Source organism: Undibacterium sp. Tian12W, assembly GCF_049339405.1.
GTDB lineage: Bacteria > Pseudomonadota > Gammaproteobacteria > Burkholderiales > Burkholderiaceae_D > Undibacterium.
Genome location: NZ_JBMPPK010000043.1, coordinates 1 through 19,564 on the forward strand (window position 1 = coordinate 1; position 19,564 = coordinate 19,564).

Genomic DNA, 19,564 nt, shown 5'->3' on the forward strand with positions numbered 1-19,564 from the left:
CAGCAAGCGCTCTATATCCTCCTTTATGAGCAAGATACTTCCGCACTATTTTCAACTTGAACTGCTCGTCGTATTTAGTCATGAAAAAACCCCAAAAGTTGGTGTCCAACTTTTGGGGTTCAGTTCATTTGCAGGCGTCGTTTTTTATTGTTCCTACGCGCGTAACGCATGAGCCTGGTGATCGGTTGACAAGCTACCTGCCGTTTAGAACAACAACACTAAGCCTCATGTCCTGTGGTTTTTTGCGTCAACGCAATGTATCCGGCCGGCGTTTTTGGCTTACGTAGCGACACTACGAGACGAAAAACGAAACGCAAAACGAAGTACAAAACTTAGCAAGCAACCCAAACATAAAGAGGGAAATATCATGAAAAAACTGATCACCGCCATCATCGCTTCCACAGTTGTTATGGGTAGCGCCTTTGCACAGACACCAGCATCCGCATCTGCTACTGCTGCATCCAAACCAGCAACAGCCGCAGCAGCAGCGAGTGTAGCGAAATCTTCACCGGCAGCCAAGGTAGTAGCCGCTTCTGCATCATCCAGTGCTTCTGCTGCAGCACCAGCAGCATCTGCTCCTGAAGCCAAGCCAGTAATGCATACAGGTGAAAAAGCTGCAAAACACACCAAGCACACCAAGAAAGAAGCAAAAGCAGCAGGTGCATCTGCCGCAGCCAGCGCAGCATCGAAATAAGTTTTAATCAGTAATTGTTGAACACTTACCGGCAGCACGGGCTGCCGGTGAATGAAGTAAAAAAACAAACCGCTCACAGACATATTAAGGATTATCACCATGAACAAACTTATTACCGCCCTGATCGCTTCCACAGTTTTGATGGGTAGCGCATTTGCACAGACACCTGCAGCGACAACTGCTACACCAGCAAAAGCAACACCAGCAGTGACGGCTGCAACTCCAGCTACCCCAGCAACAGTCGCAACAAGCACAGCAACACCAGCTGGCAAGGCAGTAACGACTGCAATGGCAACAAACACCACGGCAGCAGCTACATCTGTAACTACGCCTGCAACTACGCCGGCAGTTACACCAGCAGCTACACCAGCAACGCTAGAAGTCAAAACTGCAGCTGTGGAAAAAACAGCAGAGAAACATGAGAAACACGCCAAGCATGTTACCCATGAAAAGCATGCCAAGGCAAAAACTGAAGTGAAGACAGATGCGAAAACTGAAGTCAAGCCAGAAGTAAAAGCCGAGGTCAAAACTGACACAGCTAAAGTTGCAACAGCAGGCACAGGCAAGACAGCAACGCCAGCAACAAAATAAGTTGCAGGGTTTTTAGCAGCAGGCAATATCAGGTCTGAAAAAAAGACGCTTCATCATTCGCGATGAAGCGTCTTTTGTTATGCGCAACAGATGAGCCAGGTATCAGCGCGCCGATGCCACCAGCTTGATACCCAGCGCCATCATGACGCCACCTGCAGCGCGGTCCAGCCATTGTTTGTAGCGCAGATAAGTCGTGCGCGGTTTTTCTGAGGAAAGGGCAACGGCGACTATCGCATACCAGCTCGCTTCTATAATGAAGACACAAGCCAGCAGCAAAACATCAAAGCCCAGGCTTTGCGTGGCAGGCATGAAGGCGGCAAACACGCTGGCATACACGATCGATGTTTTTGGATTGCTGACCTGGGTAGTAAAACCCAGTAACAGCGATTTACGCAAATTGCGTTCACCTGATTGTTCGGTCGCAACAATCTGCAAAGGCTCAGCCGCACCACGCCAGATTTTGAAGCCCAGGTATGCCAGGTACAGCCCACCCAATACCTTCAGGGCGATAAACAGTACAGGCAAAGCCAGCAACACCCCCTGCAAGCCCAGCAAGGCCGCCAGCGCAAACAGCGTACCACCCATGCCCATGCCTATCGCAGCACTGACGCCCTCGGCACGGGTAGATGCCATCGCGGTGCGGGCTATCATCACAAAACTCGGGCCGGGGCTGACAACGCCGACAGTGAGTGCGGCGCAGATGCCGAGCAGGGGGGCGTAGTTTTCCATGGGAGTCCTTTGGCTGTTGCGGGGATGCCAGATTTTACCGCAGACTCTATATTTGCTAGATGTTTGATGCATAATCCGGTATTGAGCTCTCCGTTTAGTATATCTAGGAATTGCTGCCATGCCCCACACGCGAAATATCTTATTGTCTGTCACACTTGTGCTGGCGTGTATATCGCCTGTCCAAGTGTATGCAGATACTTTGAGGCTGGATACCTTGCCAGTGCAAAATTGCGAAACCAGTACGTCTTCGCAGGAGCACTGGCAGGCCGGACATCCTCCTGGCACAAGTTCAACATCTGGTGGCATGCCTTGCATCATCGGTATGCCAGATCCAGAAAACAGGTTTGCGCTGATTAAACTGAATGGGACAGTGATGCGCCTGATCCCCAGGAAAGACAGGGGATCACCGATACTAAGTTTCGATTCTGAAGACGGGAAATTGCGTGCCCGCATTAAAGTGACCCGCAAAATTGATGGTCTCACCACGTCATCGACGGAGGGTATCCTGACTGTGCGTTACCTTGGTCAGGTCGTGACGAGCAAGGTTCATAACGTCCAGGGCAGTTAGCAATGCCGGTTTCGAAATTTGTTGGCGTTACCGTCGATTGGGTTTAAGTGGTGCGCACAGCGCATACTACAGATCATATGCTGCCAAGACAGGGACACTGACTATCGCCAGGGTCCATGATATCCAGCATGCAATGCTGACGAATGCGACAAACTTGTGAATAGGACCAGGATAAGGCTTGACCAGGCCAAGTCGCTGCGCGACGAAAATAATGAGTTGGCTGCCATTGGTGCTCACTAATGGCAGTAAATTACCAGCAGCCAGTTTGGCAGCAACGATACCCATCAGGCTCAGAAAACTACTGGTCTGTATCAGCTTGCTAGCTGTGTGCAGCAGGGTCTGTGCCGTGTCAAAAGGGGACAAAGCACCCGTCACAAATTGCATGGGAAATGTGCAAAAATCTTGCCATGCATCTGCGCCGTTCAGGGCCATGGCCAGTAACAGCAGGGCGGCGCAACCCGGCAAGATGACCAGTATTTTCCGCATCAGACTTAACTGGTCAAATGCAAAGGGTAGATCGGCGTCGCTGACGTAGTGTTCCTGGCTGTCAAGAAATTTGACATAGCCACCGGTGGGGATGAGCTTCAGGACAAATTTCTTATACCTGAACAGCGCTGGCCCCATGCCTATCGATATTTCCAGCACACGCACACCAGCCACCCGACCTGCCGCAGCGATGCTGAACAGGTGTACGAACAGACAAATGTAAACAATGAGTAGAAGATTGAGCATGGCAGGTGACGTGGGAACAGGGCTGGCGTAATTGTAGCCTGTATGGCAGGGTTTGCGATTTGCTTTTTTTTATCTCAGCTCATGCGGCGTATTGCAATATGCCCTGCTTCATCAATTGCAGATGGGCGGCTTGCGTGCTTATAACAAGCTTAGATGAATGCGACGAACGCCGCTGGATTCCAGCCTGCGCTGGAATGACATTGCTACGATGGTGGATGATCAAATTTTCCGGCTTCAATCCAGCCGTATTCTCAAAGTCGTCATCCCAGCGCAGGTTGGGATCCATGTGAGCAAAGTCCGTTGAGGTGGAATGACTATCAACTCGTAGGGTGCGCCGTGCGCACCGTTTTTGTTTCAAAATCGCTGAGAAAAGTCAACGATGGTGCGCACGGCGCACCCTACCAGGAACTTACCCAGCCAGCTTACGATAAACAAACTCCGCCAGCGCCACGTCTTCCAGCCCCACACCTATAGCCTTGTAGAGAATGATGTCGGACTCGCTGTTGCGTATGTGTGCAGATTTCACCACATCAGTCATCTCCAGCACATCGTCCCATGCAAAGCTGTTCTGGTCGCACAGGAGCAAATCACCTGCCTCATAGGCGGCCTGCTTTTTCCATTCAACGACGATCTTGCTGGCGCGGCGTATCAGGGCATCATCGACTTCGCGCGTGTCAGGCTTGCTGGAACCGATGGCGGCGACAAAGGCGCCGGGTTTGACGTCATTGCCATCAAACAGCGGTGTAGCTGATCGTGTAGCGGTGAGGATGACGTCGGCCTGGCTGGCGGCTTCAGCAGCAGTGGTGGCGCGGGCGGGGATGCCGTATTGCGTCGTAATGTGCTGGGCAAAAGCGTCTTGTCCTTCTATGCCGACCACCAGCACTTCTTTAAAATTGCGCACGGCGAGCAGGGCGGGGACGTGTGCGCGCGCCTGTATGCCGGTGCCAAAGATGGCCAGGGTGGTGGCATCTTGCCGCGCCAGTTTGTCGGCAGCGACAGCGGTGACGGCAGCGGTGCGGAATTCTGTCATGGTGTCGCCTTCCATCACGGCCAGCAGGCGGCCATCGTCAGCCGCGAACAAGACAATCACGAAGGTGAATTTGCCATTGATGGTGGAGTAAATCTTGGCACCGGCAGCATTCAGGCCAGGGATGACGGCACCCATGGCGCTGAGCTTGGTCTTGCCGCTGTCTATGCGCACTCTTTCTTGCATGGCACCTGCGGTTGCATAGTGGGTAAAGGCTTCACGCATGACGGTGATGGCGTCCTTGACTGTTAACAGCGATGCGACTTGTTCATTTGTGATGACTTGCATGTGGTTTCCTCAATAGTGCTTAATAGTGCTTAATAATGATAAGGGCTGGCGTCAATCGCACTCTGTTCGCCGTCGATTCGCTGGGCCAGCAGTTCAGCGCTGCCACAGGCGAGGGTCCAGCCAAGTGCGCCGTGACCTGCATTGAGATAGAGATTGCTGACCGGTGATGCGCCTATGATGGGGATGCCAGTGGGCGTTGCGGGGCGCATGCCTACCCAGGGGTGTATGGCGTTTGTATCTGCCTTGAGCGTAGGGAAGAGTTCCTGTGTTTCTTTTAGCAGGCTTTGCGCCCGCGCTGCATTGATCTGCATGTCATGCCCAACTATTTCTACCCGGCCTGCCACGCGCAGGCGCTCACCTATGCGGGCATAGACGATTTTTCTGGCACTGTCGGTGATGCTGACGCTGGGCAGGCTGGTATCCGCCGCTGGCGCATCCAGTGTGATGCTGTAGCCCTTGAGCGGATAGACAGGCAAGCGCAAGCCTGCCTTGGCAGCCAGGGTGGCAGCATGCGAACCATTTGCCAGTACAAAGGCATCGGCGCTGATATCGCCCTGGCTGGTTTGCAGCGCCTGTAGTTTGCCTGCCTGCATGAGCATGCCATTGACCTGGGTGTGGTACAGGAACTTCACATTCGGATAGTGCTGCGTCAATGCCTGAGACAATTGCCTGCAAAAGCGGGCACAGTCACCGACATCTTCAGACGGCGTATAAACCCCGCCTACCCAGCGGGCAGCAGCATGTGCCAGTGCAGGCTCTATATCGAGACAAGCCTGGGTCGATAAAACTTGCTGCTCACAACCCAGTTGCGCCTGGTAGGCGACTTGCGCAGCGGCTCCTTTGAGCGCAGCATCAGATGAATACATGACCAACTTGCCTGCCTGGCGCAAATCAAAATCCAGCGCCAGTTGCGCCTGCAGATTCGCCAGGCAGTTACGGCTATAGAATGCAAGGCGCAACAATTCTGCTGTGCTCTGCCGCGATTTGCGCTGGTTACAGGCGAGTAAAAAACTGCACAACCATTTCCATTGAGCCAGCTCAAGGGCAGGATGCCAGCTTAAAGGTGAATCGGGGTTCAACAGATAAGAGGGCATGCTGGCCCAGACTGAAGGATCAGCCAGCGGTGCAACATAAGAGTAACTGAGCTGCGCCCCATTGCCAAAACTGGCACCTTCACCGGCACCATCATGCGCCTCAACAATGCTGACATCATGACCGCGTCTTGCCAGTGCATACGCAGTAGTGAGGCCGATGACACCTGCGCCGATGATACAAACTTTCATGATAGATTTATTGAATACTTGGTGAGTGAAAATTAATCAGGCGCTGATGGCAGTCCGGTGTCGTGCAGCGCTTTCCCGCGCCGCTGCAAGCAGGGCGGTGAACAGGTTTTTTTCGCTGGCATTGACCCGGTATTCAGGGTGCCATTGCACACCCATGCAAAATGATAGTGACGGCACTTCTATAGCTTCGACCACGCCATCATCGGCCACGGCTGCTACCTTGACCTTGTCGGTAGAGGAAGCAACGGACTGGTGATGCAGGCTGTTGACCTCGCAGGTTTCGACACCCAGAATCGCCCGCAACTTGCTGCCCTGGCGAATGTGAATGGCATGGCTGGCCAGATCGCAATCGTCCGCCTGTTTGTGTTCAATGGTGGTGGCAATATCAGAGGGGATGTGCTGCAGCAGTGTCGCACCCATCTCAACGGCTATCAGTTGCATGCCACCGCAGATGCCCAGCACCGGTATGTCACGCGCAATGGCGGCGCGCAGCATGGCTTGCTCAAAGGCGGTGCGGTCTTCCTTGAGGGCCATTTTTTCAGGATAGCGCGCAGGCATGCCGTACAGGGCGGGATTGACATCAAACATGCCGCCAGTGATGAGCAGGCCATCAATCTGATCAAGATAAGTCTCTACCGCATCCATGTCATAAGGTAGCACCAGCGGCACGCCACCATTGTCGCTGATTGCTGCGCAATAATTACGGCGTACAAAGAACAGGGCTTCAATATCGCTTGCAGCAGCGCTGCGGTCGGGGGTGATGCCTATGCGGGGCGGTGGAGAGCTGGTCATGGGTTTTGTTTTGATTGTTTTTGATAGGTTTGATGTTGCCATCATCCCTGTTCAAAACACTCAACGCAAACCATGAATTCTATGTTCAGGTATTAGTTTTTCTAATGCATGGGGGTTTTGTGAGAATTAAGCTGCGCGGATGACTTTTTAGACCCCTTCCCCTTCAAGGGGAAGGTTGGGATGGGGATGGGTTTCTTTAGTAAATGAAATGAGAAATTGATCAACCGAACCCCATCCCCACCCTAACCCTCTCCCTTGAAGGGGAGGGGATTTTCATGGCATTTTCTGCTCGAAAATTATTTCGAAAAACTGATAACGTCCACTTCATCCACAGGCACATCCAGCCCCGTCTTCACCCTGCTCATCGCAACAAGGGTTTTAAACCGTTTGACATTATTGCTTTCAAAGAAAAGCTGCCGGGTCAGTTCGGTGTATTGCGCCATGTCGCGCACGATGAAGATCAAAACAAAATCACATTCGCCAGCAACGTAATAACACTGCTGCACCTGGGGGCAGGCGAGAAAGGCGGTTTTCATGGTGTCAAGCAAATCCATGCGTTCGTTTTCTACCTCCACTTCGACGACGATGGTCAGCGGGTAGCCCAGCGCATCGGGGCGCAGTTGTGCGCTATAGCGTTCTATGACCTTGTCGTCACTGAGGCGCTTGAGGCGGCGGTTGACGGCGGCGGTGGAGAGATTAACCCTTTCTCCCAAAGTGCTTTGTGGCAGGCTGCTGTCTTGCTGAATTTCTGCCAACAGACGGCGGTCAAAATTGTCTAGGGTAATCATATAGGCTGCGCCATCCTTTTTATGTTCAGTTATGCTTATTTATGCAAAGAATTTGCGTATATCTGCGTTATTTTCGTAAATCTTACCACTCACTACGGAATATTATTTCAGTCAATTGCTCACCATTGTCAGGAAATGGCATGCTGTTATCTAACCCACACGCTGTACGCCGGCCCTATTCCGCTTATCCTGTTGATCTTGCAGCCATCATGAATATAGAGAGTGCAAAGCAGAGCCAGTGCTGGCTGGCACCGTGGGCAGAGCTGGCCCGCGCTGCAACGCCGCTGTATGCCTTGCCTGATCTGGCAGGCAAATTGCAGGTGGGAGCCATTCACGTCAAGGATGAATCAGTCCGCTCGCCACTGGGCAGTTTCAAGGCATTGGGTGCGCCTGTTGCGCTGGTGCGGCAGGTTATGCGGCTTTACCCTGCGCAGGATATTGAGCCGGAGCAGGTGCTGGCAGGCCGTTACGCACCATTGCTGCAAGACTACACCGTCATCAGCGCCACGGATGGCAACCATGGGCGCAGCCTGGCGGCAGCTGCAAGGTCTGCAGGCTGCCAGTGCGTGATAGTCTTGCATGCGCATGTCAGTGCAGAGCGCGAAGCGGCGATTGCGGCCTATGGTGCCCGCATAGTACGCATTACCGGTAATTATGATGAATCGGTAACAGTAGCCGCCGAGCTGGCACGCACTAATGACTGGCAGGTGATTTCAGATACCTCGTATGAAGGTTATGAAGATATCCCGCGTGATGTCATGCAAGGCTACGGCACCATCGCTGCCGAGCTGGTGGAGCAAGGCGCCGGGTCTGATGGAAAAAGCGCGTATTCCCACATCTTTTTACAGGGTGGCGTCGGTGGCCTGGCGGCGGGTATCGTCAGTTATTTCTGGGAATTGTATGGTGTCAACCGCCCGCGCTTTATCGTGGTAGAACCTGCACAGGCAGATTGCCTTTACCAAAGCGCGCTGCATGGCCGGGCGAGCAGGGCGCTGGGTTCTATCGACTCTGTCATGGCGGGCCTGGCTTGCGGCGAGACTTCACCTCTGGCCTGGCGCTTCTTGCAGCCTGCGGTAGATTATTTTTTGACGATAGAAGATGAACTCGCCATCCAGGCCATGCGCGTGCTGGCCGCAGGTAGCGAGGCGGATATACCCATAGTCGCCGGTGAATCTGGTGTGGCAGGCCTGGCAGGCCTGTTAAGCATTTGCAGCAACAAGGTCTGCATGAAGCAAGTGGGCCTGGATGCCAGCTCCAGGGTACTGGTCATCAATACTGAAGGCGCAACCGCAGCCACGGTATATCACGACTTGCTTGGCGTATCGGCACAAGCGGTACTTGCTCAACAAAATTCCTGGAAGGTCAGGCATCATGAATGAATCATTGGAATCAGCATTGGAATCAGCATTGCAGACAGAATTGCTGGCCTGGCGCAAGCATTTGCACCAGCATCCAGAGACAGGTTTTGAAGAAGTCGCAACCGCTGATTATGTCGCCAAAGCCTTGCAGGACATGGGGCTGGAAGTGCATCGCGGCATAGGCGGCACCGGCCTGGTGGCCAATTTCACCGCAGGCAATGGCACAAGGTCGATAGGCTTGCGCGCCGACATGGATGCCCTGCACATTACCGAGAACGCCCCCGGCAGGCCACATGCCTCATGCACGCATGGCAAAATGCACGCCTGCGGGCACGACGGTCACATGGCCATGGTGCTGGGCGCAGCCCGCCTGTTGACAGCCAGGCCAGACTTCAATGGCACGGTGCGCTTTATCTTTCAACCGGCAGAAGAACACGGGCGCGGTGCCAAGGCCATGATGCAGGATGGCCTGTTTGAACGCTTCCCCGTCGCTGCGATTTTTGGCGTGCACAATATGCCGGGCATGCCTGCAGGTTCTTTCGCTACCCGCGCAGGCGGCATCATGGCTTCGGAAGATAATTTTGTCATCCACATCAAGGCACGTGGCACCCATGCAGCCAGGCCGCACATGGGCATAGACCCCATCGTCATCGCCTCGCAAATCGTGCTGGCCTTGCAAACCATCGTTTCGCGCAATCTTGATCCGGGTTTGCAGGCAGTGATCTCCTGTACTGAATTCATCACTGACGGCATCAGGAACGTGATTCCATCGAACGTCACCATCAAGGGCGATACCCGCAGTTATTCGCGCGAGGTGCAAGCCATGCTGGAACAGCGCATGCGCGACATCAGTGAGGGAATTTGCCACATGCACGGTGCAGAATGCATGTTTGAATATACCCATGAATTTGCCCCGACTGTTAATTCAACCGAGTTTGTCGATGTCGCCACCAGGGCCGCCGCCAACATCGTTGGCAAAGAGAAGGTCGATGCCAACGTGCAGCCCATGATGATCTCTGAAGACTTTGGCGCTTTCCTGCAAGTCGTGCCGGGTAACTTCAGCTTCATCGGCAATGGTGTCGCACTCGACCAGGGTGGCATTCCCTTGCACAATGCTGGCTATGATTTCAATGATGAAATTTTGGTGACGGGGGCGCAGTATTTTGCTGAGATTGTGCGGCTGGAGTTGGGTGAGGGGTGAGCTTTGGTAGCTCGAAATGATTCTTTTAAGATACCACCCCTTCAAAGGGAGATTTTCGGGAATTCGCAAGGTATAGCTTTGTGCCGCAAATGCTTAAGCCATCTGTAAGTGGCGCAGCGGGTTTGTTTTTGACTCCTTCTCCTTCAAGGGGAAGGTCGGGATGGGGATGGGTTTCTTTGGCAAATGAAGTGTGAAGTTGATCAACCGAACCCCATCCCCACCCTAACCCTCCCCTTGAAGGGGAGGGGATATCTGCGGGCGGTTTGAATCTGCCAGTAAAAACATGTTTTGTGAAACCTTGACTACACCTCTTTAAAGAGAAGGAATTAAATTGTGTTTTTTATATCTGACCACTACACAAATACTTACCTCAATCCGCCACCTTATCAGACGGAAACTGAAACGAATTACGCAACAAGGCATTCATTGGCATGTCCAGATTCACACCAGATGGCGGGATGGGATTGTTGAACCATTTTTTGTACAACTTTTCGACATCGCCGTTATAAATGATCCTGGCCATTTCTGCATCCATGAGTTTTTTCAGTTCGATATCGTTTTTGGAAAACATGATGGCATATGGCTCCACCGTCAGCGGGCTGGCAACGACCTGATAATCTGCCGGGTGAGCGGACATGGCCTTCAAGCCATATAACAAGACATCATCCATGGCAAAGGCATCAGCCTTGCCGGTTTCTACCTGGTGGAAAGATTCCAGGTCATCTTTCGCCTCCAGCAGGGTGATGCGCAAGGCACCCACGTCATTCCGGTCAGCGATCGACTTGGCATTGGTGGTGGCCGCCGTGGTGACGATGGTCTTGTTGCGCAAGTCTGCCCAGTTGCGTATACCAGAGTCTTTTTTGACCAGCATCTTGGCACTGGCAATAAAATTCGCAATCGTAAAACCCACCAGCGCACGCCGCTCTGCAGTGTTGGTGGTAGGCCCGCACTCCAGATCCGCCTGACCCTCAATGATGGCCTTGAAACGGCTGGACGGCGTCACCTGTATATAGTCTATGCGCAAATCAGGCCGCTTCAGTTGCAGCCTGATGGCATCGACCAGTTTGAGACAGATATCTACGGTGTACCCCAGGGGTTTGCCATGATTGTCCTTGTATGAAAAAGGAATCGACGCATCCCTGGTCGCCAGCACGATCCTGCCACTGAGGCTGATGCGCTCCAGCGTCTCGCCCGCCATTGCTGAGTTGCTGATGCTGATAGCGGCCATCAATAACATGGCTGGCAGTTTGCGGGTAGAGTGGGCATGCATGAAATTTCCCCATCGTGTTCAAGATGCTGGCGATTGTGGGGGCTTGCAGCCTTGCTCAACAAACTAAAATTTCTAATCAGGCCTATTAGCAGGGCTATTGGGCTTTATTGTCGCTGACGCTTGGTTTGGCTACCGGGTCGTTTGGAGTATCCACGATTGCCTGGGCGGCTGGCACATCTTTCTCGATTTCCAGTTTGACGATGGCACCGCTGCAATCAGTGATCCTGACTTGCAGACCTTCTTTGATGGGAGCATTGTCACTTCCGCTAACATGAAAGGCGGCGGTATTAAGCCACCTTCGATAGGGGTAGTGTTTGGGCCAGACATCAAATGAACTTGGCGGGTCCCCCTTCTTTTTATGCAAAATCAGGTTCTCAATCTTGCCTTCGATGATTTCGCATTTTCCTGCATCATATTCAGCGCGCAGCTCTGTGTAGGCAAGATAACCGTCGCGAAATGCCATCCAGCTTGTGAACAGGCCAATACCGAGAAAGAGATAGGGTAAAAAAGGGGCTGGTTTATCCGGGCTTGAACTCCAGCGATACGCAGGCAGGCCGCGCCGCTTGCGCGCGATATTCAGGGCGATGCCAACTACACCGATACTCAGGGGAATGAGCGGGACAGGCGTCAGAAAATCTGTCCATACTTTTTGGGTCAAGTCAAAATACAGGGTGTAGCTCATGGTGATTTTGCGGTGGCTGGCATATCTTGTATATTTGCCACATTGTAACAGGGAGGCTGTTTTGAGCCGGATATGCCTTCGGGATGAATAGCTAACTGAATGCAGTTGCCATGATCAGCATTGCTGCCTGGTATCTTGCGCTAAGTACGTGCATAGTGTTTCCCCAATCGTGTTCATGAGCGGGACTATTGCGTTTGCTTGCCAGTGTCATTAGGCGGAGCTGCATCATCATCCAGAATCTCCAGCCTGACGATGGCACCATCACAGTGGGCAATGCGCAATTGCTGGTTTTCCCTGATGGGGCCGCCATTCGCTGCAGTTTGATGAAAGGCAGCTCTGTCAGACTTGTCAAAATAGGAAAATTGCTTTTGCTTGATATCAAAAGACTCTACCGGCGTCCCTTTTATATTTTCACCCACATGGAAGTTTTCTACCTTGCCTTCGATGAAGTCGCATTTTCCTCCTTCATATTCCGAACGCAGTTTTGTATAGCCAGAATAACTGTTCTTGAATATCAGTGCTGTAAAGAAGAGACCAACTCCCAGAAAGAAGTAAGGTAGAAAAGGGGCAGGTTTGTCTGAGCGTGAGCTCCAGGTGTAAGCAGGCAAGCCTTGCCGCTTGCGTGACTTATTAATGCCAATCATGACGGCACCAGCGACCATTGGAATGATCGGAAACAGATTCAGCGTGTCTGTCCAGGCCGTTTGTGTAATATCAAAAATCAGGGTAGAACTCATATTGAGTTTGCAATGGCAGATTTGTTTTGTATAGGTCGAAGCATTTTAGCAGGCACGCAGGCTGTCAGTTGTGCATGTTGATCAGGGAACACAGCACATTCAAATGAGGCCCGGCCACTTCATCTTTGTATGCCTGGGAAATGCGCTTGTCATGTAATACTGTGGTCCAGAATTGATGCGCCATGTCATGGCATCTGGGCAGATAGCGTAACTTAAGACCTGCGGCAAGATCAGCCACCCATGCCCGTGGCACGATCTCGCCATGGGCGTTGGGCCGGTAGAACATGGGTAGCATGTCGTAAGCTGGCAGTAAATGGTGACGCAGCTCAAATGTCCAGGCTAGCGCGATATTGCCGTGGTGTTTGTCTGTATTGCCTATCAGTGTGCCGTAGAGATCGAGAATTTCAACTGTCTCTACATCTGTTGCAGACAACTGCCCCATGCGGGCAAGTTCGCGGGCGACAGCTGTCCATTTCTGATCCATCATGCCAAGGTCGCCATCCATGGCAGCAAAGGTGGCCATGGGGCGGCGGCCTTTCAGGCCCACTCTGTCGAAACGCGCTACTTCCAGGAACACACGTCCACCCGCTTCAAGCAGTGCGGTTTTTGCGGCAGCAATCTGGTTGTTTGCCAAGGTTTCCAGCGCCAGATGTTCGCAGATCAGCAGGTCAGCCCAGCGGCGACCATTTGCCGTATCCACAGGCGGTGAAAACTTGACGATGACATGCTCAATTTCTTTTGCTGCGCTGCTTTGTGCATGTCGTTGAATGATGGCGGTGAACTTGGGTTGTTCACCCCCGGCAGAAGAACCTGGCGGTTCTCCCTGCATGGCGTTTTCCGCCATCGCAGGGTAGCGCGCCTGACGCTGTGATTCTGGTATTACTGATGCATGTATCCTGCCTGCATCGGCGAGATATCTGGCATACGACTCATTGCCCAGGATGAGATCGCCTGCGGCGTGAAATGTATTTGAGGGCATGTTCATCTGTCCAGCGCAGGATATCTGCTGGCAAATCCAGGTCAGGGTTTTTGCCTGGCTCCATGCGGCCCAAGAAACCTTGCGGGCGCAAGTCATTCAGAAAATATGGCATGCCCTGGAATAACAGGCTGGACTTGCCTGTGAGCGCGTAATAAGCGCCTTGCAGTGGATCGATGTTGCCTATGGATTCAATCTGCCCCTGCTCAGTCACCCTGAATACCGGTATTGGCGCATCCACACCAGCTACCTGACGCAACAAGGCATAACTGCGCGCCCTTGCAGCTCCTGTCACTAAACCATCGTTCACAGTAGACCACAGGCGCGAAAACGTAGGCTGGCTAATGTCCAGTGCAGCCAGGATGGCAGCGGTTTTCTGTGGCCCTTGCATGAGCAAATGCCTGAGTTTGTCCAGTTGTTGATTTTTAGGCATTTATGATGTGAGTGAATAGATAAAATATCGATATTTTCATAGAAGAGGTTACTCTATATGAATAGATTAGTGAATAGATTAGTGAATAGATTTATGAATAGATTTTTTGGCGAAGTATTCTTAATGTTTTGCCATAAAGACATTTGTCGCGCTGATCGCGCATATGTTGTCTGCTTTTGTTCCCAATAAACGATGACATAATTCTGCTAGCCCGGTTCGCACATTTCAAACTTATAATCAACCCAGCCCCACTTTTTAAAGCCCGCCCATGCGCACCCAAAAGCTTGTTACTCCCCTGGTTTTACACGCACTCAAATACTTTGATGCAGCGGCGCGCAACCTGAGTTTTACGCGGGCGGCGGCGGAGTTGCATGTCACGCAAGGGGCGGTCAGCCAGCAGATCAAGGGGCTGGAAGAGCAGATAGGCGCGCGCCTGTTTGTGCGCATGACGCGCAGCCTGCGGCTGACGCGTGAGGGTAGCGAGCTGCACAGGGTGGTCAACCGTCTGCTGCAAGAACTGGAATTGCAATTGCAGGCGATACAACCCAGCCTGAATAACAAGAGCGTGGCGATACGCTCTTCGCCCTCGTTTTCGATGATGTGGCTCATGCCCAGGCTCAGTGGCTTTGGGCGGCTGTACCCAGAGATAGAAATCCACTTGCGTGGCGAGCTGTTTGGCATGAGTGCGCTGAAGATGAGTGCAGAGTCCATCGACATCCTGGTGCTGTACGGCCAGGGGCCAGACCAGAGTAATCACCATGCCAGCAGGCTGATGTCTGAATACCTGCTGCCGGTGGCCAACAATGATTACCTCGCGCGTTACCCGGCGCTGGCGCTGGCATCTGATTTTACTGAGCACATTTTGCTGCATGATGATTCACCGTGGGAGAACGCGCCGCCCTATGCAGAATGGGGCGAGTGGATGCGTATCGCTACCCAGTGTAGTGACAATGAGGTGCAGGACTTTGTGCGCCACGGCCATCAATATAATCTCTCGCATCTCGCCATCAATGCCGCCACTTATGGGCAGGGCATGGCAATGGCGCGCACTTCATTGATACTGGATGAACTCAGCCAGGGGCAGTTGCAGCCTACCGTGCCTATCTGCGTCAAGGCCAGCGCGGCTTATTTTTTAGTCATCAATGAACATGTGGGTAATAAAAAGTCTGTCAACATCTTCAAAGACTGGCTGACCGAAGAGTGTCGCGAATTTGAAACACAGCGTAATGCCATTTTGTCAGGTATTGCGCGCCTGGTCTGATTTTCTGGCTTGCTGCAACAGCAGATCAAGCGCAATCGTATTACCTCTGCTAATCCATCCTTTCCCTCTTGGCCACCGTTCCTGCACTGGGCACGGCCTGTCTTTACGCATTAGTCTTGCTAATTCATACCCTTAGAATTATTGCCTTGTGCATTGAGATGCGCCAGACAATCATTCATCACCGAAAGGCGAAACCGAAAACAAATACCTAAAACCCATACAGAGAGGAATACCTATGTCCACGACCATCAAACTCATCGCCGCCGCATCTTCTGCAGGCATCCTGCTGGCAGGTAATGCCAATGCCCAGGACCTGCTGGTAAGAATAGGCCATGTCAGCCCCTTGTCCGGGCCGTCTGCACACATGGGCAAAGATACTGAAGAGGGTGCACGCATGGCCGTGGATGAACTCAATGCCAAGGGTGTCACCATAGGTGGCAAGAAGGCCAAGTTTGAATTGCTGTCAGAAGACGATGCGGGAGAGCCAAAGCTGGCTACTACCGTGGCGCAAAAACTCGTGGATGCCAAAGTCAATGGTGTTATCGGCCACATGAATTCTGGCACGACTATTCCTTCTTCAAGAATTTACAGCGATGCCGGTATCCCGGAAATTTCACCGTCGGCGACCAACCCCCAATACACGATGCAGGGCTACAAGACGGCTTTCCGTGTGGTTGCCAATGACGGCCAGCTCGGTGGCACGCTGGGCCGCTATGCAGTGCAAATGCTGAAAGCAAAAAATATCGCCGTGATTGATGACCGCACCGCGTATGGACAAGGCGTGGCAGATGAATTCGTCAAAGGTGCAACAGGCAAACTTGCCTCTGCCAAGATCGTTTCGCGTCAATACACGACCGACAAGGCGACCAATTTCAGCGCTATCCTGACCACCATTAAATCGACCAATCCTGATTTGATTTTCTTTGGGGGCATGGATGCAGTAGGCGGCCCCATGCTCAAGCAAATCAAGCAACTGGGCCTGAAAGTCAAGTTCATGGGCGGTGACGGTATCTGCTCGACAGATCTGGCACAACTGGCCGGCGATGCCATCGGTGAAGGCAATGTGATCTGTGCCGAGGCGGGCGGGGTAGAAGAGGGCAAGAAGGCAGACCTGGTCAAGTTCAAAGCCAACTTCAGCAAAAAATATGGTCACGAAGTCGTGCTGAATGCACCTTATGCCTATGATGGCGTGATGACCATGGTGGCCGCCATGCAAAAAGCCAATTCAGCCGAACCCGCCAAATACCTGCCAGAACTGGCCAAGATTAACCACAAGGGTGTGACAGGTGAAATCGCATTTGATGCGCGTGGTGATATCCGTGACGGCACTCTAACTTTATATACCTATAAGGGTGGTAAGCGCGAACTGATCGCGGTAACACATTAATCGTTTTCTGAGTACGCATGGCACCTGCGCTGTCTGTATGCGCCATGCATGGAAAGTATCAAAGAGAGCATCAAGAAAGATTCAGCCATGAGTTTGAGCACAGCACAATTTTTACCCGCATCCCAATACGGTATGTTCCGCAAACTGGCCAGGGTGCTCGAACATTTTGTCGCCGCGGCTCCGGCAGAGGTAAGGCTGGATCAACTGGCAAAGCACTGTGGCATGAGCAAATATGCCATCCGTAAAATCTGCCTGCGCCTGCAGGATGAAGGCTTGATCTCTGCAACAGAAAACAGCCTGCACTGGAACCTCGCCAAACCTGCAGGCGGCATCACGCTGGAAGACGCCTGGCGCATCAGCATGGCAGATACATCGCGTGCGAGCACCACGGCACCCGTAGCAGGTAAATTCACCACGGAAATGGATTTGCTTATCACCCAGGCCTTGTGGAACATAGACCAGAGCATCAGTTCACACCTGCGCTGCGTGCAGCTTGACCGCGTCAGCCAGTCGCAAAGAACAGCCCGCCGCTGGGGCAGACGCGGGGTGCGCAAGGTCAAGAATTTTTTGTGAGACGAGCGAGAATTACCGCCCGTAGGGTGCGCCGTGCGCACCGTTCTTGATCAACATATTGCCGGCATTTAAATCAAAAACCCGGTGCGCACGGCGCACCCTACTGGACGTCAAACACACATATCAGGTTAAGCCGCTCCTGCAGTTGATAGCAAACCAGTAGGGTGCGTCTTGACGCACCGTCTTTCTACATGCTCCTGATCATTGAAGAGATGGTGCGTCAAGACGCACCCTACAAAAAACGACGCCGTGCAGTAAACACGGCGTCGTTTTTTATTGTTCCTACGCGCGTAACGCATGAGCCTGGTGATCGGTTGACAAGCTACCTGCCGTTTAGAACAACAACACTAAGCCCCACGTCCTGTGGTTTTTTGCGTCAACGCAATGTATCCGGGCGGCGTTTTTGGCTTACGTAGCGTGACTACGAAACGCAAAAACGAAACACAAACTTAGCAAGCAACCCAAACATAAAGAGGGAAATATCATGAACAAACTGATCACCGCCATCATCGCTTCCACAGTTGTTATGGGTAGCGCCTTTGCACAGACACCAGCTTCTGCATCTGCTACTGCTGCTTCCAAGCCAGCAACAGCCGCTGCCGCAGCGAGCGTAGCGAAATCTGCACCAGCAGCCAAAGTAGTTGCCGCTTCTGCCTCAGCCAGTGCTTCTGCGGCACCGGCAGCATCTGCTCCTGAAGCCAAGCCAGTAATGCATACAGGTGAAAAAGCTGCAAAACACACCAAGCACACCAAGAAAGAAGCAAAAGCAGCAGGTGCATCTGCCGCAGCCAGCGCAGCATCGAAATAAGTTTTAACCAGCAGTTGTAGAACGCATACCGGCAGCCAGACGCTGCCGGTGAATCAAGTAAAAAACAAACCGCTCACAGACATATTAAGGACTATCACCATGAACAAACTTATTACCGCCCTGATCGCTTCTACCGTTTTGATGGGTAGCGCATTTGCACAGACACCGGCAACTACTGCAGCAAAAACAAGCGCAGCACCTGTAGCAGTGACTACGACTGCCGCAACACCAGCCGTAGCGACACCTGCTCCAACTGGCAAGGCAGTAACAAGCGCAGTGACAACTACCACTGCGGCGGTAACACCAGCGGTTGAGACTAAAACTGCAGCAGTAGAAAAAACTGCAGAGAAACATGAAAAACACGTCAAGCATGAAAAACATGCGAAGGCAAAGACTGAAGTGAAAACAGAAGTCAAACCAGACGTAAAAGCTGAAGCAAAAACAGAAATCAAGGCTGAAGTGAAAACTGATGCAGGCAAAGTGGCAACCGCAGGTACAGGCAAGACAGCAACTCCAGCAGTGAAATAAGTTTGCGGCGTGAGCTGTAAATTTGGTAGTAAATTAAGAGTAGTTCAGTAGGAAGGAAAAACGCGCCATGGTGATGTGGCGCGTTTTTTCGTCGTGATATCGGTGCGCATGGCGCACCCTACAGGTCAGGATTTGCGCATACCCAAGCTGCAAATACCGCCGTGATACCGCCGTGATGCAGCTGTAAGGTGAGGCGTATTGCAATGCGCCGCATGTGGGAGTTGGTGCCCGGTTTGTAGGGGCCGACTGATCACCTGGTTTGCATACTTGAGTTCATCATGCTTTGCCAGATGAACGATGGCCGGCAAAGACTTCGTCTATAAAATCACTGTTGCCCGAATCGCCTGATCGCCTCATCGACGCTTGATTTGAAATCCGCAGGTGAGGGGTCATCGCCACGGGCGCTGGCGTATCGTTTGCTATCGAGTTGCGCAGGGAAACTGGACTGTAGTTCTTTTAATGCAGGCAGGGCGCGTCTGTCGCCTATGTCGGCTAATGTCCTAATGATATAGACCTGCATTCCTGGCTTGCTGCGATGCAGTTTATCAATCAGTGTATCGATGGCACGATAGGATTTGGCATGTTTCAATGCCTCGATAGCGCTGAGCTGTACCATTTTGTCACTGTCTTCCAGCAAACTCAGCAGGGTGTCAGTTTCAGCCTGGCTTTGCGGGCCCCTCAGTTCTGATAAGGCGCTGGCTGCAAAATTGCGTGCTCTTGATGATTTGTGTTTAAGGAACATCTGATTAAGTTCTAATTTCCATCAATTACAAAATCATGTTCCAGTCAAAGCATAAAACGTGCTGCTGAACATGATTTTCATCAAGAATTGGGGAGTTGTATCCCCAACTTCTTCAG

Annotated in this window: 23 protein-coding genes; 10 read left to right on the top strand and 13 right to left on the bottom strand. The window is 52.3% G+C overall.

Annotated features, from left to right (window positions below; all coding sequences use genetic code 11):
* Positions 1-367: 367 nt before the first annotated feature.
* On the top strand, positions 368-694 hold the full coding sequence (locus ACO0LI_RS29855; protein WP_422954059.1) for a hypothetical protein: 327 nt from the start codon (positions 368-370) through the stop codon (positions 692-694).
* Between the two features lie 99 nt (positions 695-793).
* Positions 794-1,285 (top strand): hypothetical protein, encoded by a 492-nt coding sequence (locus ACO0LI_RS29860; RefSeq protein WP_422954058.1) that lies wholly within the window; start codon positions 794-796, stop codon positions 1,283-1,285.
* 102 nt (positions 1,286-1,387) lie between these two features.
* Here the strand turns inward: ACO0LI_RS29860 and ACO0LI_RS29865 are convergent, their stop codons facing one another.
* Positions 1,388-2,014, bottom strand: coding sequence for a LysE family translocator (locus ACO0LI_RS29865; protein WP_422954057.1), 627 nt, complete (start codon positions 2,012-2,014; stop codon positions 1,388-1,390).
* Positions 2,015-2,132: 118 nt separating this feature from the next.
* Between ACO0LI_RS29865 and ACO0LI_RS29870 the strand changes: the two genes are divergently transcribed.
* Positions 2,133-2,582 (top strand): hypothetical protein, encoded by a 450-nt coding sequence (locus tag ACO0LI_RS29870; RefSeq protein WP_423037495.1) that lies wholly within the window; start codon positions 2,133-2,135, stop codon positions 2,580-2,582.
* Positions 2,583-2,648: 66 nt separating this feature from the next.
* On the opposite strand, the gene ACO0LI_RS29875 is transcribed toward ACO0LI_RS29870, so the two are convergent.
* From ACO0LI_RS29875 to ACO0LI_RS29900, 6 genes are all read right to left on the bottom strand, one after another.
* Entirely contained in the window at positions 2,649-3,314 is a 666-nt protein-coding gene (locus tag ACO0LI_RS29875; protein WP_423037497.1) for a site-2 protease family protein, read from the bottom strand.
* Positions 3,315-3,393: 79 nt separating this feature from the next.
* Positions 3,394-3,600 (bottom strand): hypothetical protein, encoded by a 207-nt coding sequence (locus tag ACO0LI_RS29880; RefSeq protein WP_423037499.1) that lies wholly within the window; start codon positions 3,598-3,600, stop codon positions 3,394-3,396.
* Between the two features lie 123 nt (positions 3,601-3,723).
* Positions 3,724-4,629, bottom strand: a complete 906-nt coding sequence (locus ACO0LI_RS29885; RefSeq protein WP_423037501.1) for an ornithine cyclodeaminase family protein — start codon at positions 4,627-4,629, stop codon at positions 3,724-3,726.
* 29 nt (positions 4,630-4,658) lie between these two features.
* The gene (locus ACO0LI_RS29890; RefSeq protein ID WP_423037503.1) at positions 4,659-5,912 is read right to left on the bottom strand and encodes a D-amino acid dehydrogenase; all 1,254 of its coding nucleotides are present in this window, start codon (positions 5,910-5,912) and stop codon (positions 4,659-4,661) included.
* Between the two features lie 36 nt (positions 5,913-5,948).
* A complete protein-coding gene (locus ACO0LI_RS29895; RefSeq protein ID WP_423037505.1) occupies positions 5,949-6,704 on the bottom strand; it encodes a gamma-glutamyl-gamma-aminobutyrate hydrolase family protein in 756 nt (251 codons plus the stop codon).
* Between the two features lie 296 nt (positions 6,705-7,000).
* Positions 7,001-7,492 (bottom strand): Lrp/AsnC family transcriptional regulator, encoded by a 492-nt coding sequence (locus tag ACO0LI_RS29900; protein ID WP_423037507.1) that lies wholly within the window; start codon positions 7,490-7,492, stop codon positions 7,001-7,003.
* A gap of 140 nt (positions 7,493-7,632) precedes the next feature.
* On the opposite strand from ACO0LI_RS29900, the gene ACO0LI_RS29905 reads away from it, so the two are divergent.
* Both ACO0LI_RS29905 and ACO0LI_RS29910 read left to right on the top strand, forming a co-directional pair.
* On the top strand, positions 7,633-8,871 hold the full coding sequence (locus ACO0LI_RS29905) for a diaminopropionate ammonia-lyase (RefSeq protein WP_423037509.1): 1,239 nt from the start codon (positions 7,633-7,635) through the stop codon (positions 8,869-8,871).
* 16 nt (positions 8,872-8,887) lie between these two features.
* Entirely contained in the window at positions 8,888-10,051 is a 1,164-nt protein-coding gene (locus tag ACO0LI_RS29910) for a M20 aminoacylase family protein (protein WP_423037532.1), read from the top strand.
* Between the two features lie 370 nt (positions 10,052-10,421).
* Here the strand turns inward: ACO0LI_RS29910 and ACO0LI_RS29915 are convergent, their stop codons facing one another.
* The 5 genes from ACO0LI_RS29915 to ACO0LI_RS29935 form a co-directional block, all read right to left on the bottom strand.
* On the bottom strand, positions 10,422-11,321 hold the full coding sequence (locus ACO0LI_RS29915; protein ID WP_423037511.1) for an amino acid ABC transporter substrate-binding protein: 900 nt from the start codon (positions 11,319-11,321) through the stop codon (positions 10,422-10,424).
* 94 nt (positions 11,322-11,415) lie between these two features.
* Positions 11,416-12,003, bottom strand: a complete 588-nt coding sequence (locus ACO0LI_RS29920) for a hypothetical protein (RefSeq protein WP_423037513.1) — start codon at positions 12,001-12,003, stop codon at positions 11,416-11,418.
* Positions 12,004-12,188: 185 nt separating this feature from the next.
* A complete protein-coding gene (locus ACO0LI_RS29925) occupies positions 12,189-12,740 on the bottom strand; it encodes a hypothetical protein (protein ID WP_423037515.1) in 552 nt (183 codons plus the stop codon).
* 64 nt (positions 12,741-12,804) lie between these two features.
* On the bottom strand, positions 12,805-13,719 hold the full coding sequence (locus ACO0LI_RS29930; RefSeq protein ID WP_423037517.1) for a HipA domain-containing protein: 915 nt from the start codon (positions 13,717-13,719) through the stop codon (positions 12,805-12,807).
* Positions 13,670-14,149, bottom strand: a complete 480-nt coding sequence (locus ACO0LI_RS29935; protein WP_423037519.1) for a hypothetical protein — start codon at positions 14,147-14,149, stop codon at positions 13,670-13,672. The genes ACO0LI_RS29930 and ACO0LI_RS29935 overlap by 50 nt, the downstream gene beginning before the upstream one ends.
* Positions 14,150-14,417: 268 nt before the next feature.
* Here ACO0LI_RS29935 and ACO0LI_RS29940 point away from each other — a divergent pair, with 268 nt between their 5' ends.
* From ACO0LI_RS29940 to ACO0LI_RS29960, 5 genes are all read left to right on the top strand, one after another.
* Positions 14,418-15,410 carry a LysR family transcriptional regulator gene (locus tag ACO0LI_RS29940; RefSeq protein WP_423037521.1) on the top strand — a complete coding sequence of 331 codons (993 nt, stop codon included), beginning with the start codon at positions 14,418-14,420 and terminating at the stop codon, positions 15,408-15,410.
* A 235-nt stretch (positions 15,411-15,645) separates the two neighbouring features.
* The gene (locus ACO0LI_RS29945) at positions 15,646-16,797 is read left to right on the top strand and encodes a branched-chain amino acid ABC transporter substrate-binding protein (RefSeq protein ID WP_423037523.1); all 1,152 of its coding nucleotides are present in this window, start codon (positions 15,646-15,648) and stop codon (positions 16,795-16,797) included.
* A 48-nt stretch (positions 16,798-16,845) separates the two neighbouring features.
* A complete protein-coding gene (locus ACO0LI_RS29950) occupies positions 16,846-17,370 on the top strand; it encodes a hypothetical protein (RefSeq protein WP_423037525.1) in 525 nt (174 codons plus the stop codon).
* 484 nt (positions 17,371-17,854) lie between these two features.
* Complete coding sequence (locus ACO0LI_RS29955; RefSeq protein ID WP_423037527.1) at positions 17,855-18,178, top strand: hypothetical protein; 324 nt, start codon at positions 17,855-17,857, stop codon at positions 18,176-18,178.
* 99 nt (positions 18,179-18,277) lie between these two features.
* A complete protein-coding gene (locus ACO0LI_RS29960) occupies positions 18,278-18,706 on the top strand; it encodes a hypothetical protein (RefSeq protein ID WP_423037528.1) in 429 nt (142 codons plus the stop codon).
* Between the two features lie 325 nt (positions 18,707-19,031).
* Here ACO0LI_RS29960 and ACO0LI_RS29965 read toward each other — a convergent pair whose 3' ends face one another.
* Positions 19,032-19,448, bottom strand: coding sequence for a HEAT repeat domain-containing protein (locus tag ACO0LI_RS29965; RefSeq protein WP_423037530.1), 417 nt, complete (start codon positions 19,446-19,448; stop codon positions 19,032-19,034).
* Positions 19,449-19,564 lie beyond the last annotated feature (116 nt).

Bases quoted from the DNA above. Each gene is read 5' to 3' on its own strand.
- ACO0LI_RS29855 (WP_422954059.1), top strand. From the start codon at position 368: ATGAAAAAACTGATCACCGCCATCATCGCTTCCACAGTTGTTATGGGT.
- ACO0LI_RS29860 (WP_422954058.1), top strand. From the start codon at position 794: ATGAACAAACTTATTACCGCCCTGATCGCTTCCACAGTTTTGATGGGT.
- ACO0LI_RS29865 (WP_422954057.1), bottom strand. From the start codon at position 2,014: ATGGAAAACTACGCCCCCCTGCTCGGCATCTGCGCCGCACTCACTGTC.
- ACO0LI_RS29870 (WP_423037495.1), top strand. From the start codon at position 2,133: ATGCCCCACACGCGAAATATCTTATTGTCTGTCACACTTGTGCTGGCG.
- ACO0LI_RS29875 (WP_423037497.1), bottom strand. From the start codon at position 3,314: ATGCTCAATCTTCTACTCATTGTTTACATTTGTCTGTTCGTACACCTG.
- ACO0LI_RS29880 (WP_423037499.1), bottom strand. From the start codon at position 3,600: ATGGATCCCAACCTGCGCTGGGATGACGACTTTGAGAATACGGCTGGA.
- ACO0LI_RS29885 (WP_423037501.1), bottom strand. From the start codon at position 4,629: ATGCAAGTCATCACAAATGAACAAGTCGCATCGCTGTTAACAGTCAAG.
- ACO0LI_RS29890 (WP_423037503.1), bottom strand. From the start codon at position 5,912: ATGAAAGTTTGTATCATCGGCGCAGGTGTCATCGGCCTCACTACTGCG.
- ACO0LI_RS29895 (WP_423037505.1), bottom strand. From the start codon at position 6,704: ATGACCAGCTCTCCACCGCCCCGCATAGGCATCACCCCCGACCGCAGC.
- ACO0LI_RS29900 (WP_423037507.1), bottom strand. From the start codon at position 7,492: ATGATTACCCTAGACAATTTTGACCGCCGTCTGTTGGCAGAAATTCAG.
- ACO0LI_RS29905 (WP_423037509.1), top strand. From the start codon at position 7,633: ATGCTGTTATCTAACCCACACGCTGTACGCCGGCCCTATTCCGCTTAT.
- ACO0LI_RS29915 (WP_423037511.1), bottom strand. From the start codon at position 11,321: ATGCATGCCCACTCTACCCGCAAACTGCCAGCCATGTTATTGATGGCC.
- ACO0LI_RS29920 (WP_423037513.1), bottom strand. From the start codon at position 12,003: ATGAGCTACACCCTGTATTTTGACTTGACCCAAAAAGTATGGACAGAT.
- ACO0LI_RS29925 (WP_423037515.1), bottom strand. From the start codon at position 12,740: ATGAGTTCTACCCTGATTTTTGATATTACACAAACGGCCTGGACAGAC.
- ACO0LI_RS29930 (WP_423037517.1), bottom strand. From the start codon at position 13,719: ATGCCCTCAAATACATTTCACGCCGCAGGCGATCTCATCCTGGGCAAT.
- ACO0LI_RS29935 (WP_423037519.1), bottom strand. From the start codon at position 14,149: ATGCCTAAAAATCAACAACTGGACAAACTCAGGCATTTGCTCATGCAA.
- ACO0LI_RS29940 (WP_423037521.1), top strand. From the start codon at position 14,418: ATGCGCACCCAAAAGCTTGTTACTCCCCTGGTTTTACACGCACTCAAA.
- ACO0LI_RS29945 (WP_423037523.1), top strand. From the start codon at position 15,646: ATGTCCACGACCATCAAACTCATCGCCGCCGCATCTTCTGCAGGCATC.
- ACO0LI_RS29950 (WP_423037525.1), top strand. From the start codon at position 16,846: ATGGAAAGTATCAAAGAGAGCATCAAGAAAGATTCAGCCATGAGTTTG.
- ACO0LI_RS29955 (WP_423037527.1), top strand. From the start codon at position 17,855: ATGAACAAACTGATCACCGCCATCATCGCTTCCACAGTTGTTATGGGT.
- ACO0LI_RS29960 (WP_423037528.1), top strand. From the start codon at position 18,278: ATGAACAAACTTATTACCGCCCTGATCGCTTCTACCGTTTTGATGGGT.
- ACO0LI_RS29965 (WP_423037530.1), bottom strand. From the start codon at position 19,448: ATGTTCCTTAAACACAAATCATCAAGAGCACGCAATTTTGCAGCCAGC.